This window comes from Bilophila sp. T19-St14 (assembly GCF_059728385.1).
The window spans coordinates 750425-767360 of record NZ_BAAGFT010000002.1 but is presented as its reverse complement, the minus strand read 5'-3'; the positions used below and the strand labels follow the sequence as shown (position 1 = coordinate 767360).

15 protein-coding genes and 1 pseudogene are annotated in these 16936 nt (G+C 59.1%); 9 read left to right on the top strand and 7 right to left on the bottom strand.

What is annotated here, in order from left to right; all coding sequences use genetic code 11:
* Window positions 1-142: 142 nt before the first annotated feature.
* The 3 genes from AC6I1V_RS17755 to AC6I1V_RS17745 all read right to left on the bottom strand — a co-directional run bounded on the left by AC6I1V_RS17755 (window position 143) and on the right by AC6I1V_RS17745 (window position 2812).
* The gene (locus tag AC6I1V_RS17755) at window positions 143-589 is read right to left on the bottom strand and encodes a TraR/DksA family transcriptional regulator (protein ID WP_486854401.1); all 447 of its coding nucleotides are present in this window, start codon (window positions 587-589) and stop codon (window positions 143-145) included.
* A 166-nt stretch (window positions 590-755) separates the two neighbouring features.
* The gene (locus AC6I1V_RS17750) at window positions 756-1409 is read right to left on the bottom strand and encodes an HAD family hydrolase (RefSeq protein WP_486854402.1); all 654 of its coding nucleotides are present in this window, start codon (window positions 1407-1409) and stop codon (window positions 756-758) included.
* A 458-nt stretch (window positions 1410-1867) separates the two neighbouring features.
* A complete protein-coding gene (locus AC6I1V_RS17745; protein ID WP_486854582.1) occupies window positions 1868-2812 on the bottom strand; it encodes a LysR substrate-binding domain-containing protein in 945 nt (314 codons plus the stop codon).
* Between the two features lie 268 nt (window positions 2813-3080).
* Here AC6I1V_RS17745 and AC6I1V_RS17740 point away from each other — a divergent pair, with 268 nt between their 5' ends.
* From AC6I1V_RS17740 to AC6I1V_RS17725, 4 genes and pseudogenes are all read left to right on the top strand, one after another.
* Complete coding sequence (locus AC6I1V_RS17740) at window positions 3081-3452, top strand: oxidoreductase (protein ID WP_486854583.1); 372 nt, start codon at window positions 3081-3083, stop codon at window positions 3450-3452.
* 35 nt (window positions 3453-3487) lie between these two features.
* A complete protein-coding gene (locus tag AC6I1V_RS17735; RefSeq protein ID WP_486854584.1) occupies window positions 3488-4267 on the top strand; it encodes an oxidoreductase in 780 nt (259 codons plus the stop codon).
* Between the two features lie 143 nt (window positions 4268-4410).
* On the top strand, window positions 4411-4611 hold the full coding sequence (locus AC6I1V_RS17730) for a hypothetical protein (protein ID WP_486854585.1): 201 nt from the start codon (window positions 4411-4413) through the stop codon (window positions 4609-4611).
* A gap of 60 nt (window positions 4612-4671) precedes the next feature.
* Window positions 4672-5321, top strand: a pseudogene (locus tag AC6I1V_RS17725) (aminotransferase class V-fold PLP-dependent enzyme).
* A 735-nt stretch (window positions 5322-6056) separates the two neighbouring features.
* On the opposite strand, the gene AC6I1V_RS17720 reads toward AC6I1V_RS17725, so the two are convergent.
* A complete protein-coding gene (locus AC6I1V_RS17720; RefSeq protein WP_486854586.1) occupies window positions 6057-7451 on the bottom strand; it encodes a Na+/H+ antiporter NhaC family protein in 1395 nt (464 codons plus the stop codon).
* Between the two features lie 595 nt (window positions 7452-8046).
* On the opposite strand from AC6I1V_RS17720, the gene AC6I1V_RS17715 reads away from it, so the two are divergent.
* The 5 genes from AC6I1V_RS17715 (at window position 8047) to AC6I1V_RS17695 (ending at window position 13504) form a co-directional block, all read left to right on the top strand.
* Window positions 8047-9282: a dicarboxylate/amino acid:cation symporter gene (locus tag AC6I1V_RS17715; protein WP_302553760.1), complete on the top strand. Its 1236-nt coding sequence runs from the start codon at window positions 8047-8049 to the stop codon at window positions 9280-9282.
* 73 nt (window positions 9283-9355) lie between these two features.
* A complete protein-coding gene (locus AC6I1V_RS17710; protein ID WP_482330807.1) occupies window positions 9356-10108 on the top strand; it encodes an aspartate/glutamate racemase family protein in 753 nt (250 codons plus the stop codon).
* Window positions 10109-10166: 58 nt separating this feature from the next.
* Window positions 10167-10541, top strand: a complete 375-nt coding sequence (locus tag AC6I1V_RS17705; RefSeq protein ID WP_486850967.1) for a RidA family protein — start codon at window positions 10167-10169, stop codon at window positions 10539-10541.
* A 385-nt stretch (window positions 10542-10926) separates the two neighbouring features.
* Entirely contained in the window at window positions 10927-11928 is a 1002-nt protein-coding gene (gene cuyA / locus AC6I1V_RS17700) for a D-cysteate sulfo-lyase (RefSeq protein ID WP_486854587.1), read from the top strand.
* Window positions 11929-12847: 919 nt separating this feature from the next.
* Window positions 12848-13504, top strand: coding sequence for a GntR family transcriptional regulator (locus AC6I1V_RS17695; RefSeq protein ID WP_479859914.1), 657 nt, complete (start codon window positions 12848-12850; stop codon window positions 13502-13504).
* Window positions 13505-13915: 411 nt separating this feature from the next.
* Here the strand turns inward: AC6I1V_RS17695 and AC6I1V_RS17690 are convergent, their stop codons facing one another.
* From AC6I1V_RS17690 to AC6I1V_RS17680, 3 genes are read right to left on the bottom strand one after another with little or no spacing between them, the layout of a single operon-like run.
* Window positions 13916-14686: an ABC transporter ATP-binding protein gene (locus AC6I1V_RS17690; RefSeq protein WP_497737290.1), complete on the bottom strand. Its 771-nt coding sequence runs from the start codon at window positions 14684-14686 to the stop codon at window positions 13916-13918.
* Window positions 14683-15657 (bottom strand): ABC transporter permease, encoded by a 975-nt coding sequence (locus tag AC6I1V_RS17685; protein WP_486854376.1) that lies wholly within the window; start codon window positions 15655-15657, stop codon window positions 14683-14685. The genes AC6I1V_RS17690 and AC6I1V_RS17685 overlap by 4 nt, the downstream gene beginning before the upstream one ends.
* Before the next feature lie 6 nt (window positions 15658-15663).
* Window positions 15664-16599, bottom strand: coding sequence for an ABC transporter substrate-binding protein (locus AC6I1V_RS17680; protein WP_486854377.1), 936 nt, complete (start codon window positions 16597-16599; stop codon window positions 15664-15666).
* Window positions 16600-16936: the final 337 nt, after the last annotated feature.

The window sequence follows — 16936 nt, the reverse complement described above, 5'->3', positions numbered from 1 at the left end:
TTAAATACAATTTTTATTGGAAAACGCGAATATCTCCGCTTGGCTGGCCCCTTCCCGCATAGGGATACGGGCATATCCCACAGCCTTGCATGGCCCCTCCGCCCTGACGCGCCCTTCCCAAAAGCCAGCGCCCCCTTTGGGGTCAGCGGCTTACCTGCCTGCGGCGCGGCAGGAAAAACGGCATGGACGGCCTAACCGGACGCGGCGGCATCGTACGCCGGGGACGCGGAGCCTCAAAAGATCCGGTTACAGCCACGGCCCGCTCCTCTTCAAGTTCCTGCTGGCAAGCCACGCAGTACCGCACCGAAGGCGACGCCAAAAGCCGCAGGAGCGGTATGGGCTCACCACACGCCTCACAGACGCCGTAGTCCATGACCTCAATACGCCGCAGGGCGTTTTCCAAAGCCCGGATACGCTCAACACGCCGGGCGGTCAGGCGCTCGTCCACCGCATACTCGCTCAGGCGCGAGGCCAGTTCGTTTTCATCGGGACATTTGAAGGAAATCTCCGAAGACATCCGGGATGACCGCAGAGCCGAAAGCTCCCGTTCCATCATCCATTGCAATGCAGCCAACTGAGAGGTGTTCATACCGTTCCTCACTTGCGGGGGTTGTTCCGTGGATTCGGATGTATCCCCCGCAACGCGACGGCTTCATGGCACCCCTATGACTTTTTTGTGCGGCAGATGAAAGCGGTTGGAACGAAAGCGGATCTTCCCTCCTTCCCGCAGAGACGCGCAAAACGGCTGCAAGTCCTCAACAGCCCGAAGAAGCCAGCATTTCCCGCAGTTCCGCAACGCTTGCCGCCAGCCGCGTGGCACCAGCCTCCACGAGTTCCTCCCGCGAGCCGTAGCCGTACAGCACCCCAATATCCGCAAGCCCGGCCTCGTGAGCTCCCACGATGTCGTACTTCCTGTCACCCACCATGACCGCGCCCGACGGTGTTATGCCCTGCTCACGTATGGCGTAGCGGATCACGTCGATTTTGGAGGAGCGTTTCCCCTCCATATCCGCACCATAGACACCATCCAGCGACCGAGCAAACCCGAAATGTTCCGCGATGCGCTTGGCGAACACCTCCGGCTTCGAGGTCGCCACAATGAGCCGCCCGCCAGCAGCACGCAGCGCTTCAAGCATTTCCGGCACTCCCGGATACGGGGCGTTCTCGAATATCCCCTTATCGCGGAAATACACGCGGTAGGTATCCACGGCCCGTTTCGCATCCGCGTCGCTCATGCCCATCGTCCCCCGGAACGAGTCGTACAGTGGAGGCCCGATGAACGACCGCAGCGTCTCCGGTTCCGCGTCCATCCCGAAGCTCCGCAGCGCGTACCGCACTGAATTGACGATCCCCGGTTCTGAGTCCGTCAGCGTCCCATCCAGATCAAAGAGTATTGTTTTGTATTGCATGGCTCACTTGTACGTCCGCCCCGGCCTTTGCGCAACCGCAGCCGGGATACGGCACCAGGCGCAAGGGCCGCCATGCAGAGCGGGAGGGACCGAGAGGGAGCGGGATAGCCCCCTGCGGCAAGGGGCCGCCCCATCCGGCTGATCCCTGCGCGAAAAGCCTGTGATGGGGCCTCCGGCGGCAGGGGCTACCGCCCCTTAACCCTGCCCGGTGGGGCAAGCGCCCCCCCCGGACCCCCGCATATGTGATCCGCTCCAACACGAAAGAGGGGGTACCTTTGACAGGGAAAAACAGTCCCCAAAAGATACCGTTCATTCTCCCGCCTGAGATGGGGGATTCGATAAGAACGAAAGTCTTGGGAAGGTGGGAGGAGGGGGTTCGGGGGAGGAGGGAGGAAAGCCCTTCTTCAGAAGGGTTTCCTCCCTCCTCCCCCCGCATATCTTACCTCCGCCCCTTCACCTCAAAGAGTCTCATTGCCGTACGGCTTTGAATGGCGGGCCTTCTCTAAAACCCAGTCATGGAACAGCCGGACTTTGGGCCGCTGGATGCCTTTGTGCGTGGACACCACATAATAGGTCTGCGGAGCGGGGAAAACCAAATTGAAGGGTACGATGAGCTCTTTTTTTTGCAGGGCATCCCTGACCAGCCACTCGCGACCGAGCGCGACGCCGAGCCCTTGCTTTGCCGCTATCGCGGTCAATTCGGCACGGTCGAAACTGTAGCCCGATTGGAGCGGCAGCCCCGTAATCCCTGCCCAGTTCGCCCATATCTCCCACCCCGCATAAAACGGCGTGTTCGCGGCCTCAGGATGCTCATGGATCAACTCACAGTTGCGCAACGCTTCGGGGTTCTCGGTCAAATCATGCTCCCGCGCATAATGCTGGGAACACACGGGCAGCAGGTTGTCCCGCAGAAGCGGCGTCGCGTGCAGCCCGTCGGTAATCGAATCGCCGCAATAGATCGCTACATCCGCATTGTTCTCTTCGTTCTCATAGCTGATGAGGTCGTTGCCGCTGCGTATGTGGAGGGAGATGTTGGGATGCTCACGCTGAAATTCCGGCAGCAACGGCAGCAGCCAGCAACCGGCGATGGAAGGGGCGCAGGCAATGACGAGAGCCCCCTGCAGCTCTGCCTCCTGAATATTTCTGATGGCTTCGTGGATCTGCTTGAGGCTGGCGTCCAGCGCGCCGTACAGCGTCTTTCCTTCTTCGGTCAGAATGATCTTGCGCGTCAGACGATGGAAGAGCGGGAACCCCAGTTCCTGCTCAAGACAACGTATTCTATGGCTCACCGCGCTCTGGGTGATGCAGAGTTCCTCGGCCGCCTTCGTAAAGCTCATGTGCTTGGCTACCGCCGTGAACGAATACAGGAATTGCCCGGACACTTGGAGTCTGTTCTGATTCATGCATTAATCTCATGAATGGGCGGATAAAGATTTTGCGTTTGATAGAATTATCACATTCTTCTATACCGTAATCATAAGATTAGAAGAATCCATAGATAACCAACCCTTTTCCAAGCCCCATCCTATCTTTGAAGCCGTTTTTTGGCAAACAGGCTTTTCTTCTTCGGAACAAACTGCCTCATAGGAAAAACATTCGCGTTATATGAAAAGACATATGGCCTTTCCTTCATAAACTTGTCGCGGGCCCGGCTATGGAGAGTACAGCAGTATGACCAGTTCCGTTCTTTTCACCCCCGTTCGGATCAACAGGATGACGCTGAAAAACCGCATCGTCATGCCCGCAATAGCTTCCTACCATGCGGCCGTCAACGGCGAGGCCACCGAAAAGCTCATCCGGTACCACGAGGAACACGCCGAAGGCGGCGTAGGCATGAACATCGTCGAGGCCACCTATGTGGCCCGCAGCGGCAACAGCTTTGATCTCAGCCTCGGCATTTCCGACGACTTCATAATCAAGGGGCTCTCCAAACTCACCGCCGCCGTACACCGCCACGATGGGAAGATAGCCATCCAGTCCAGCACGGCGGACGCTTCGGGAACCCGCCAACTTCCGGCTGTCCACGCCTGCTTGTTTCCATGATCCCCGGCCTCGCCCCTACGGAAAACGCCCGCATCATGGACTCTGGGGATATCGGTCGAGGCTTATGTGCAGGCCGCCCGCCGCGCCGTGGAAGCCGGGTTCGACGCCGTGGAAATCCACGGGTCAGCGGCTATCTGCTCGAACAGGCCGTGTCCGCGTTCACCAACCGCCGCACCGACGGGTACGGCGGATCGCTCGCCAAGCGCCTGCGCTTTCCCACCGAGGTCGCCCGCGCCGTCCGCGCCGCGGTGGGCGAAGATTTCCCCATCCTCTACCACCATACCTCCGTGGAGGACGTGCCCACCGGGAACGGCATCGACCTCGACACCACCGTGGAGCTGTGCCGCGCCCTCACGGACGCGGGCGTCAACGCCTTCGACATCACGGCGGGCATGCAATGCTGCTTTGAGCTGATGACGCCCCCTACCTGTATGCCCAAGGCATGGAACGCCGCCACCAGCGCCGCCGTCAAGCAAGCGATTGGGGACAGGGCACGGGTCATGCTCACGGGCCGGATTTCCGACGCCGACACCGCCGAACGGGTCGTCCGCGACGGCTTGGCCGACTTCGCCATCATGGGCCGGGCGCTTATTGCGGATTCGCATCTGGTGGAAAAATACGCCGCCGGGCGCAAGGACGAAATCTGTCCCTGCGTGGCCTGCGGGCAGGGCTGCGTGGGCAATGCCGACAAGATGATCCCCATCACCTGCGCCCTCAACCCGCTTTCGGGCCGGGAAGCCTCCATGCCCGCCGTCCCGAAGGCGGAAACGCCGCGCCGGGTGGCCGTCGGGGAACCGGGCCCGCCGGGCTCATAGCCGCCGAGCGGGGGCATGAGGTCATCCTGCTCGAACGCTCGGATCGGCACGGCGGGCAGATCAACCTTGCCGCCGTCCCCCCGCACAAGGACGATCTGCGCCTTATTTCGGATTATCTGTACCGCAAGGCCCAACGCGCGGGCGTGGCGTTCCGCTTCTCGTGCGGGGCCACGCCGGAAAGCGTCTGCGAGCTGTCCCCCGACGCCGTGATCGTGGCTACGGGCAGCCTGCCCGTCATCCCACGTTTCTGCGCCTCCGCCGCCGGAGCCGTCACCGTCCGCAACGGAAAAGGCCGGGAAGAAACCCTCTCCGGCTTCGACACCCTCGTCGTCGCCGTGGGCTAGGCTTCCAATGCCGTCGGAACCATCAACGACGTCGCCCGCATCTCCCGGCGCTGCCGCGAGGTGGGCGCGCTGCTCTCCGTGGACGCCGTGCACATAGCCCCGCATAAGGCCATCAATATGGACGCCATCGGCGCGGACATGCTGTTCTGCTCTGCCTACAAGTTCTTCGGGGGGCATATCGGCATCGCGGCAGTCCAAAAGAGCGTGTTCGAGGCGCTCGACACCTACCGCCTGCACCCGGCTCCCTCCACCGCCCCCGGCAAACTCGAAACCGGGACGCAAAGCCATGAGGCCATCGCATCCATCGTGCCCGCCGTGGACTTCATCGCCGGGCTCGGCACCGGTTCCACGCGCCGCGAACGCCTCGTCTCCGGCTTCGAGCGCATCGAACGGCACGAAAACGGCCTTGCCGACATCATCCGGCAAGGGCTCGCGGATGTCCCCGGCCTGAAACTGTACAGTCCGAAGGCCCCAAGACCGCCACCGTCGCCTTTACCTTGGAAGGACGGCAACCCGGAGACGTATGCCGGAAACTCTGCGACCGATACGGCATCTTTGCCGCCGATGGGGACTATTACGCGGAAACGCTCGCCCACAGGGTCGGCGTAGACCGGATCGGCGGCTGGGTCAGGGTCGGATTCGCCCCGTACAACACCGAAGAAGAAGCGGAACTGCTCGTCAGGGCCGTCCATGAAATCGCAGCCGGATAATTCAGGATAATGCCCTTAGGCCGTGTCGTCATTTTGCATGTAACTATTTGAAATTATTTGAAACAATCTTTTTATATCTTAAAAAATAATTCAATGGTTTCAATAGATTATATGTAATTGACGACATGGCTTAAAATATCCATACATTTCGTTGTGCCATTCGGAGCAAACCATCTTTAAAATAAAAGGCTGTGTCATAGTATATGATTGTTTCATCTCCACAGTATGCTGAAAATATGGTTTTTTATCCGGTTTTACCATTGACGGAATCCACAGCTAAAACATTTTGTTGATTATCCCTCTGGAACTTCAAAGAGAAAATGGTTGATGCTTTTTTCCTTGGAGTTCCAAAGAAATAATCAGCAACATGTCGTAGATGCTTCATTTCTTCAAGTTACAAAGGAATAGCCGATAAAATGCCTCAGGCATGGAGTCCGCCAACGGAAAATTGGAGAAAAAGACTCCATTTTCTCCATACTGTAAAGATGAAATAACCGCATCCTATGGCAGCGCCAAATAAAAAAGGGAGGAAGTGGAAACTTTTCCTTAAAACGGTTTCCACTCCCTTCCTCAGTTTTATTGAATCAGCTTATATTTCAAAGGAAAAAAGTTCCAACCTCCTACCGGGTCAAGGGGCGGGCCGACAGGGGCGGCCCCTTGCGGAGTACGGAGGCAGGCTCCTGCCGGGGTTAGCGGGCTCCGCCCCATTCGGTTCCGGGGCAAAGTCCGCCAAAGTCATGCGGCGGGCGCTTCATCCTTGGCGTACTTGCGGTTCCAGCCGGTGAAGGCGGAGAACAGCAGCACCGCGAGCAGTGCCCATGAATAGGGATTGTACAGGGCCGCGCTGATGGGCGGGGCGGGGATGGCGTAGGTTTCCGCCGCGCTGTAGAGCGCCCCGTACCACGCCGCCACCGCGATATGCCACGGCAGGACAAAGAAGATCGTGCACACCGCGCAGTCCATGAGGTTGGCGCGCCGCGCCGCCGCGAGGCCGAAGCGCTCGCCCAGAGGCCGCACGATGCTCGGCCCCACCAGCAGTTCCGCCGGGGCATTGGCGGAAATGGGGATCGAGGCCAGAATGGTCACGCCGACGATGAAGAGTTCGGCCTGCCGGACGCCGGTAACCAGCGTGCTCTGGGCGAAGTCCAGGATACGCCGCATGATGCCGCATTCCACCAATATCTGCGTCACCGCCAGAATCAGGATCGCAAAGATGATCGCGCCGACCACGTTGTCTATCCCGGCCTGAATGAGGCCCGTGGAACCTCCCTTTGCGGCGGGGACGCTGAAGATGTCGGCAGGCCGGATGGTTCCAATCAACATGCCGACGAACGCGGCGGCAACATTGCCGTAAATGAGCGATTCGATGATATGCCGCCCCTTGAGCGCCGAGACGACGACAGCCGCAAGCGCCAAAAGCATGAACAGGCCTGACGGGTTCAAGCCGGCCTGCATTTCGGGAAGGGGCCGCACTTCCCCGCCTCCGCCGAACACAAGGAACACCACGGCGGAAATGGACGCCGCCGAAATGGCCAACGGGAAACGGCTGCGCACCACGTCGCGCATTTCGGCCCCCTGCGTGTAGGCCGAGACGATGGTGGTGTCGGAGATGGGCGCGAGGTTGTCCCCGAAAGCCGCGCCGGACAGGATCGCCAGCCCGAGCATGGCCGGATCCGCTCCGAGGAAATAGCCCGCCGGATACAGCACCGGCGACAGGGCAATGCAGGTGCCGGTGCTCGTGCCCGTGCCGAGGGCGAACAGCATCGCGGCGAGGAAGACCAGCACCACGAAGACCCCGCCCTGTGCCCCGGTCGTCATGCCCATCCACAAGAGCCCCTGCACAAGCCCACCTGCGGCCATGAGCTGGCCGAACACCCCGGCCAGCAGCCACGCCGTAACGATGACGATGCCCGTGCGGTCGCCGATGCCCCGCATCGCCGCCTTGCAGTATTCCTCCTTGTTTTTGGCAAAGAAGATCCCAACGCACAGCGCGATCCACGCGCAGGCCCAAAAGGGCTTGGTGCCGCCCCGCTCCGCAACCGACAGCCAGACGAGCCCTCCCACCAGCACGATGAGAGGGATCAGGCCGCCGAACAATCCGCCGTACATTTCAAGCTTCTTTTCCTGCATGAGGCACTCCTTCTTATCCGCTTAGGCGTTGCCTGTATTTGTTCTATTGTCGACATTCGACAATAACTGATTTGGATATAGAGCTACGTGAAAAAAGAATCAAGCCTTCTTGTCATATCAGCCTAAAAAGAAGCCCTGCCAAGGCATAAAAATACCATTATTTTCTTGTTGTTATCTCCAAAAATAAAAATACATCAATGATTCTTCCCCTCGAAACCGGCATGTTTGAGTTATTTTTATCCATTTGTATTTATTCTATTTTATAAAAATACCCCCAACCGTCCCCGCAGCAGGACCGGAGAGCCTTTCAACGTATCCTGAATGCTTTGCCGCATTTCTGAACAAAAGAACGGCAGGAACGGCATTCGGGAACGGCTTATTTTTGATGTAATATAAATCTATTAAAAAAGGTTATGGAAAAAATCGTCCGCCGTATTGACACGGACGGGCTCTTATGTGAAAAACGGAATGAACGATTGTCGACATTTATACAATCGACAAATAAAAATCGCCAAGGGAGACGCCGCAACCACGCACAAGCGTTGCGGCGCCGCAAACAAGCCCGCAATCCCGCGGGAAAAGACGGAGGAAGCATATGAAGGGTTCCCGGATGAGTCTGCCCACGCAGATGGCTATCGGCATGGTTCTCGGCGTCGCCGCCGGAGCGCTGACCCCCGCGATGGGGCTTGATCCCTCATGGTACAAGCCCGTAGGCCAATTGTTCATCAATCTGGTGCGCATGGTCGTGGTGCCGCTCGTGCTGACCACCCTCGTCGCGGGTGCGGCCAGCGTCGGCGACGTAAGCAAACTTGGGCGCGTAGCCGGCAAGACGCTGGCCTATTACCTTATTACCACAGCCGTCGCCGTGGTCATCGGCCTTGTGCTCGCCAACATCTTCCAGCCCGGCAGCGGGCTGTCCATTTCCACGGAAGGCCTCAAGGCCAAGGAAGTCGCCCCGCCCACGCTCGTCGACGTGTTCCTGAACATCGTCCCGATCAACCCCATTGAAGCCCTTTCCAAGGGCAACATGCTCCAGATCATCTTCTTCGCCCTGCTCTTCGGCTTCGGCCTCAGCGTCATCGGAGACAAGGGCAGGCAGGTGCTCCACTTCTTCGACGGCGCGGCCGACGTCATGATCAAGGTTACGGGCTTCGTCATGCTCTACGCACCCATCGGCGTGTTCGGCCTCATGGCCTACACCGTAAGCATGCACGGCCTCGGCGTGCTCCTGCCGCTCATCAAGCTCGTGCTCGTCATGTATCTCGCCTGCATCCTTCAGATTCTCATCGTCTACCTCCCCTGCGTGAAGGTCACGGGCCTTACCGCCAGCCGCTTCCTCAAGGGCCTCGCCTCCCCGATGATGATCGCCTTCACCACCTGCTCAAGCGCCGCCGCCCTCTCCACCACGCTCCTCAGCGTCCAGAAGCTCGGCGCGTCCCGATCCGTATCTTCCTTCTCCATCCCGCTCGGCAACACCATCAACATGGACGGCGCGGCCATCTACATGGGCATCGCCGCCATCTTCGCCGCCGAGGTCTACGGCATCCCCATGCCGCTTGATAGGCAGCTCACCGTCATCCTGCTCGCCGTCCTCGCCTCTATCGGCTCCATGGGCGTGCCCGGCGCGGCCCTCATCATGATCACGATGGTCTTCACGCAGGTGGGCATCCCGTTGGAAGCCATCGCTCTCGTCGCCGGCGTCGACCGCATCATGGACATGGCCCGCACCACCATCAACGTGCTTGGCGACGCCACGGGCGCCCTGTTTGTTTCAAAGCTGGAAAACGATTTCGACCCTGAACGCGGCGAACGGCTCGCTGCGGCCGAATAACCCGCCCGGAAACCTTTCCGGGCAGTGGACGCCGCGAAAAAACTCCCTTCCGCGGCGGGAACAGGAGACAACCATGCGACAGGATAAACGGATCGGCATCGTCGGCGGCGTCGGGCCCCATGCGGGGCTGGATCTGACGCGCAAACTCTTTGACCACACCAGAGCCGAGACGGATCAAGAACACTTGCCGGTCATGCTCTATTCTTTCCCTGACCGGATCGGGGAACGCCCGGCCTTCCTGCTCGGCAAGACGGTGGACAATCCCGGCGAGGCCATAGGGGACATCATGGCGGAACTGGCGGAGGCCGGGGCGACCGTCATCGGTATGCCCTGCAACACGGCCCACAGCCCAAGGATATTGGACGCGGCCCTCGAAAAGCTCAACGCGACCGGGCGGCCCGTGCGTTTCGTGCACATGATCGACGCCGTAGTCCGCCATGTGCGGCAACGCTGCGGGGAAGGCGCGCGCATCGGCATCCTGAGCACGCTGGCGACGTTGGAAACCCGGCTCTATCAGGACAGCCTCGAACGCGCCGGGCTGGTGGCCCTGCATCCCGCCCCGGACGGCTGCGCCCGGGTGCAGGAGGCCATCAGCAACCGCGAGTACGGCATCAAGGCCCGGAACCCGGTCACGGAACGCGCCCGCGCCGATCTTCTGGATGAAGCCCGCCGCCTTGCCGGAAACGCCGACGCGATCATCCTCGGCTGCACCGAGATCCCGCTCGCGCTCCCCGAAAAGGAACTCGGCGGCGTCCCGCTCATTGATGCCACCGACATCCTCGCACGGGAGCTGGTCAGGGCCTTCGCCCCCGAAAAGCTCCGCTGAACGCCCCAACCGGCCAAACCAGACCATCCATATTCATAAGGACTCAAAGGAAAACACTATGAAAACCATCCTCTCCACCGCCGATGCGCCCGCAGCCATCGGCCCTTACTCCCAAGCCGTCCGCTCAGGCGAAACCCTGTACTGCTCCGGACAGCTCGGCATCGATCCCGCCACGGGCAAACTCCCCGAAGGCGTCGCGGCCCAGACGGAACAAAGCCTGAAGAACATCCGGGCGCTCCTCTCCGCAGCCGGGGCGGACATCGAAAACGTGGTCAAAACCACCGTGTTCATCACCAACATGGCGGATTTTCCGTTGGTCAACGCGGAATACTCCAAAGTATTCGCCGAGAACCCTCCCGCCCGTTCCTGCGTGGCGGTCAAGGAATTGCCCCTCGGCGGGCTGGTTGAAATCGAAGTGCTCGCCGTCGTCTGACTCCAAAGATGTCCCGATTCCGCCAACATACGGAGTAAGGAAACACTGCCTCTGCCGCTTGCGGCCCGGTTTACGCCCCTTCCGGCCTCGGACGGCGCGGAAGGAAAAGAAAAGGTGAACCCGCACTGAAAACCGGCATCCTTTCCGGTTCCTCTTCCAGCGGAACCACTGGTGCGCGGCCCCGTGCCCAGCACGGCTGAATCATGCTTGTATTAGAGTGTAATTTTTTGAAATAACAAAAAAATCAAACAATGACATTTTCTCGGATAAAGGCTCTTGACAAGATAGGGAGCCGATGGCACAACCAAATTGTCGAATGTCGACATTTTGAAAAAACATCAAAAAATGCTGCGGCAGCAGCACATCATACCCACAGGAGGCCATTATGAATCTCGCCAAGTTCCCCCGTCGCGGCTATGTGACCGAACCCACGCCTCTGGAAGCGCTTCCTAACTTCTCCAAAGCCCTCGGCGCGGACATCAACGTCTATATCAAGCGCGATGACCTGCTTCCCGGCACCGCCGGAGGCAACAAGACCCGCAAACTCGACTTCAGCATGGCCGACGCGATCAATCAAGGCGCGGACACCATCATCACCTGCGGCGCCGTGCAGTCCAACCATTGCCGCCTGACCCTCGCCTGGGCCGTCAAGGAAGGCCTCGACTGCCACCTCGTCCTTGAAGAACGCGTGAAGGACAGCTACAACCCCGAAGCTTCGGGCAACAACTTCCTGTTCCAGCTTCTCGACGTGAAGTCCGTCACCGTGGTCCCCGGCGGCTCCAATATGCTCGGCGAAATGGAAAAGCTCGCCGAAAAGCTGCGTGCCGAAGGCAAAAAGCCCTATATTGTGCCCGGCGGCGCTTCCAACAAGATCGGTGCCCTCGGCTATGTGAGCTGCGCCGAAGAAGTCCTGCGCCAGCTCTTCGACCGCGGCCTCGCCATTGACCACATGGTTGTCCCAAGCGGCAGCGCGGGTACCCACGCGGGCATCATCGCGGGCATGGTCGGCAACAACGCGGGCATCCCGGTCACAGGCATCGGCGTCAACCGCAAGAAGCCCGTTCAGGAGGCCGCCGTCCTCAACCTCGCCAATGAAACCCTCGAATATATCGGTGTCGAAGCCCGCGTGCCCGCCGAGAAAGTCGTAGCCTTCGACGACTACGTGGGCCCCGGCTACTCCCTGCCCACCGACGCCATGGTCGAGGCCGTCAAGATGCTCGCCCGCACGGAAGGCATCCTGCTCGACCCCGTCTACTCCGGCAAGGCCATGTCCGGCCTCATCGATCTGGCCCATAAGGGATACTTCCCCAAGGGCTCCAACGTGCTGTTCCTCCACACCGGCGGCTCCCCGGCGCTGTATGCCTATCTGCCCACCTTCCGCGCCTAACCGCCTTTTATTGATTCCATACTCCCCCAGCCGGAGCCTTTCCGCATACAGCGGCGGAGAGGCTCCGGCCTTCTTGGTCCCTCGTGAACGGCCTCCCCAGCGCCCCACGGCGCGCTCCTTTTCCTGCGGCTTCTTGGCTCCCACCCTTCCCTTGCGGTTTCCCCATTTCCTGGGTCGTGTCGTCAATTAGATATAGTCTGTTGAAGCTATTTAACTATTTTTAAGTCACAAAAAGATTATTTTAAATAATTATACAAAATGACGACACGGCCTAGGCATGGATTCGGACAATGGAAAGCTGGATAAAAAGTCTGTATTTTCAGTGTGCTGTGGAGATAAAAAACTACATGCTATGACAGATCCTTAAATGAAATGGCTGTGTCATAGAAAACGGTTGATGCTTTATCTCTTGAAATTCAAAAGGGATAACCAATAAAATCCTCCGGTCATGGAGCCCGCCAGCGGAAAATTGGAGAAAAAGCATATATTTTTCAGTATATTGTCGAGACAAAACAACCATGTGCTATGACAGAGCCAATGAAATCAATGGCTGTATTGTAGAAAGCGGTTGATGCTTTTTCTTGAAGCTCCAAAGGGATAACCGGCAAAATGCCTTATCCGTGGCTCTCGCCAAGAGGAAAACCGGAGAAAAAGGCTGTATTTTCAGCACACTGTGGAGATAAAACAACCACATACTATAACAGAGCCAAATCAATTGCTGTAAAATGGCTTCCATCAAATGCTCCGACGGTGCCTTTCCATAACGTGCCTATCCCATAAACAGTGCGCAGCCTCTCCTCAAAAGACAATGCCCAGCCTTGCACGACATGCCGAAACCACGTAGAACTTTATCCCGAACCGCATGACGAAACCCCATAGGGCAACTCTCTTTCAAGCCCCGCATCTGTTCGGAGCATCAATGGATTTTACGAAGCAAACATATTGTAATCAGGTAACCAACTATATCCGCTCACTTATCCGTAAAGGTACGCTGGAAATCGGCGCCCCTGTCAAAGAGGCCGCCCTTTCTGAGCAGCTTGGGATCAGCCGGGCCCCCATCCGGGAAGCGCTGCAAGTGCTCGTTCAGGAGGGGCTGATCACCTCTGAGCCGCAAAAGGGTAAACACGTCAGGCAGATGACCGGAAAAGAAATCTACGACAGCTACGTCGTTGCGGGCATCCTTGAAGGCGCGGGCGTCGCTGAATCCCTGCCGCTCTGGACCGAGGCAAACATGGAAACCTTCCGGGCCGTCGTCCGGCAGATGGAAGGAAAAATCAGCTACGCCACCAAACTCGACGAGCTTGCCGAAATCGACGAGCTGTTCCACGCGACCCTCTTCATGGCCTGTGACAATACCCGGCTCGTGGAAATGGCCCGCACCTCCTGTGCGACCATATCCAAATACCTTTATTATCAGCACTGGATTACCATGTTTACGCCAAGGGAATACGCCGACCGCCACCATGCCGTAGCCGAGGCCGTCTACTCCCGTAATGTCAAGTACGTGGAAACCGTCCTCCGCGAACATTACAAGGAGACCGGCCTGCGCATGGCCCAGTTCGGCAAAGAGGCATGATATTAAATAAACAATGATTATATACTGTTATTGATTTATGAGGCTGTGTCATAGAAAATGGCTGAGGCTTTTTTCCTTGAAGTTTCAAAGGAATAACCAGCAAAATGCCTTAGCCATAGGTTTCGCCAAGGGGAAAACTGGAGAAATAGGCTGTATTTTCACCACACTGTGGGATGAAACAACCGCATACTATGACAGAGCCATTTATAACCTTACAGGCTACGTTTTTTCGCTAGAGCCTGTTCACACAAATGGAGGATAAACATATTTTTACAAATGGTTATCCTCATTTTCGAGTGAGCTGCATTTTTCTTCAACCCTTTTCAATTATGGGAAAAATTCAGCATGGTGTGAACACGACCTAGGCATACGTTGGAAAGCTGATCCGTCAGGCACGTTTCTGGGGGGCTTTCACGATGCCGGAAAAGGGCCACCCTGCCCTTCCATGCTTTGCCGCAAGATTGCCTTCAGCTCCCGCAGAAGTTCCCGATCGGCAACTTCACCAGTCCGGGGAGCCTCCACACGGCGGGAAGCCACGATGCCCTGCCCGGAGGCCATAACACAGACCTCGTCGCCGAGCAGCAGCGCCTCCTCCACATCGTGCGTCACAAGAACAATCCCCATGCCGATGCGCGCGTGCAACGCCATCAGCAATGACTGCATCTGCTCCCGCGTGATGGCGTCCAGCGCGGCGAAGGGCTCGTCCATGAGCAGCACAGGCGGCGACAGGGCCAATACCCGCGCGAGTGCGACCCGCTGTTTCTGGCCTCCGGAAAGTTCCGCCGGGATCTGCCCCTCCCGGCCAGAAAGCCCGGTCAGCGCCAGCATATCGAGAGCCCGTGCACGCCGGGCGTCAGGCGGGACGCCCGCGGCCTCAAGCCCGATCTCCACGTTTTCCAATGCCGTCAGCCACGGGAACAGCGCAGGCTCCTGAAACACGACCGCCCTATCCGGGCCGGGGCCGCCGCAAGGCCTGCCTTCCAGCGTCACCGTACCGGCATCGGGGACATCGAACCCGGCAAGGATATTCAGCAACGTCGTCTTGCCGCATCCCGAAGCCCCGATCAGGGCCAATACGCCGCCACGGGGAACGGCGACTGAAACACCCGGCAGAACGAGGCGTGCTCCGCCCCCCTTACGGAAGGATTTCCATATCCCGGAACAGGCGAAAAAAGGCGTCATTGCCGCCTCAGGCTCACTGAGGCCGCCGAAAGCGCCCGCACAAGCAACACGTCGCATAGCCACCCCACCAGCGCAATCAGGATAATGCCCGAAACCAGCAGATCCACGCGCCCCGCCAGCCGCGCATCCATGATCATGGCGCCGAGGCCGTCCGGGACGCCCGTCAGCTCGCCGAGTACCAAATACGAAAAACTCATGCCGAGCGCCACCCGCAAACCCGTCCGCACCTGCGGCATGGCTGACGGAAGCACGACCCGGAAAAAAATGGCCCGCCGCCCGAACCCAAGCATACGGCCCGCACGGATCAGCACAGGGGGCACTGAGGCCGCTCCCGCCGCCGCATTCAGGTAGGCCGGGAAAAAACCGGCCAGCGCGATCAAGAACACGGTGGCCCGGAAACCGATGCCAAGCCACAGCAACGCCAGCGGCAGCCAACTTATGCCCGGAACGGCGCGTATCCCATTGATGATCGGTGAAAGCAGGCTCGCCAGGGCGGGAACCCGCCCCGAAGCCAGGCCCAGCGCCACACCGGGGATCGCCGCCAACAGGTAGCCGCTCGCCACACGTCCGAGGCTTGCGGACACATCACCCCAGAAGCGCCCGGCATAGGCATCCGCATGGCCTTCCGATACCGCGCCCATATACGCGCACACCGTTTCCCACACCGTCCCCGGCGACGGCAGGAGATATTCCGGGGCAAGCCCGCCGGATGTTGCCGATTCCCAACAAACGAACAGAAGCAGCGGAAGGAGCCAAGGAAGGATGCGCCCCTTCAAAACCCACGCCCCGGCAAAGCGCCCGGAAGCCCTTAACGGGTTTCCAGGCGGCGGCCCCTCCGGGCCTGCCCCCGCAGCCCCCCGGCGCGGCTCCCCGGTGAAGCCTTTTGGGGGTGACGGCACAGAAGGGGCCTCATGGGGCAATCCCCCGCAGCCTTCCGCCTCCCGCCCCATGCCCGCCGATCCTGCCTTCATGATGTCTTACTTGCCTTCGCGCAGGGCATCCACGAAGCGGCGATCCACCAGCGCGCCATAATCGGGTTCCCTCTTGATGATGCCTAGTTCCAGCATACGCTTGCCGAGGGCGGAAAGCTGCTTCATAAAGGCATCGTCCATGTCCCATACAAGTTCCATGTTGTCGGCGGCGTCACGCAGCACGTCAAACTCCACGCCGAACATCTTCGATGCTGTTCCGAGCCAAAACGCCTTGTCGGACATGCATTGTTCGGTGGCCTTCCGGTGGGCGCGGATCATTTCCATCACGCGCTCCGGCTTTTCCTCCACAAAATCGCGCCGCACGATCATGCCGCTGTTGATGGCCCCGATGCCTTCCCCATAATACGGGTAAGCCAAAATTTCCCCGTAGCCCTGCCGCTTCGCCAGCGTGGGCAGAGGCTCGCCGGACAGGTAGGCGTCAATGTCCCCCCGGCTGAGGGCGGTTCCCATATCAAAGAAGTCGATGCGGACAAGCCTGGCGTCCCTATCGGGATTGAGCCCGGCGCGGGTGAGGGTCTCCCGCAGCAGGATTTCATGCATCGTACCGGGTACATAGCCGATTTTTTTGCCTTTCAGATCCGCGACGCTTTTGACGCCGCCGTCCTTCCTCACCACAAGCGCGGAGCACTTGTTGCCGAGCGAGGCGACGAGCACGATGGGTTCCCCGCGCGAGGCGGCCTGAATCGCCAGCGCCAGCGTAGTCCCGGTCATATCGAGGCTGCCCGCCAGCAAAGCGGCCTTCTGATCGCCCGGATTGGTGAACGGGTGAACCTTCACCGCTGCGCCGTCCGCAAACGGCGCATACAGGAACGGCTGGATGGTTTGGGCCGTTTTCCATGTGCCTACGTTCCACGTTTCCGCCGCCAGGGACGGCACGCACAGGGCCAGGGCCAGTACGAAGGTCAGGAGCAGCTTTCTCATGTTGTGCGCCTCCGGCGGCAAGGGGCTACCGCCCCCTTGACCCCTGTTTGGGGGGCGAGCCGCCCCCCAAACCCCGGCAAGTGCGATCCGTTTTCCTCCCGAACAGTGTTCGGAAGGAAAACGGATCGCTCCTGTCGCGTCAGGTGATTCCGCCACGGTTATCATTGCCGAAAAAAATCCCGTTTCCGCATTAAAAATGGCTGTGTTATAAAAAATGGTTGATGCTTTTTTCCTTGAAGTTCCACAGGGATAACCGACAAAATGCCTTAGCCCTGTATTCCGCAAAGAGGAAAACCGGAGAAAAAGGCTGTATTTTCACCGCACTGTGGAGATGAAA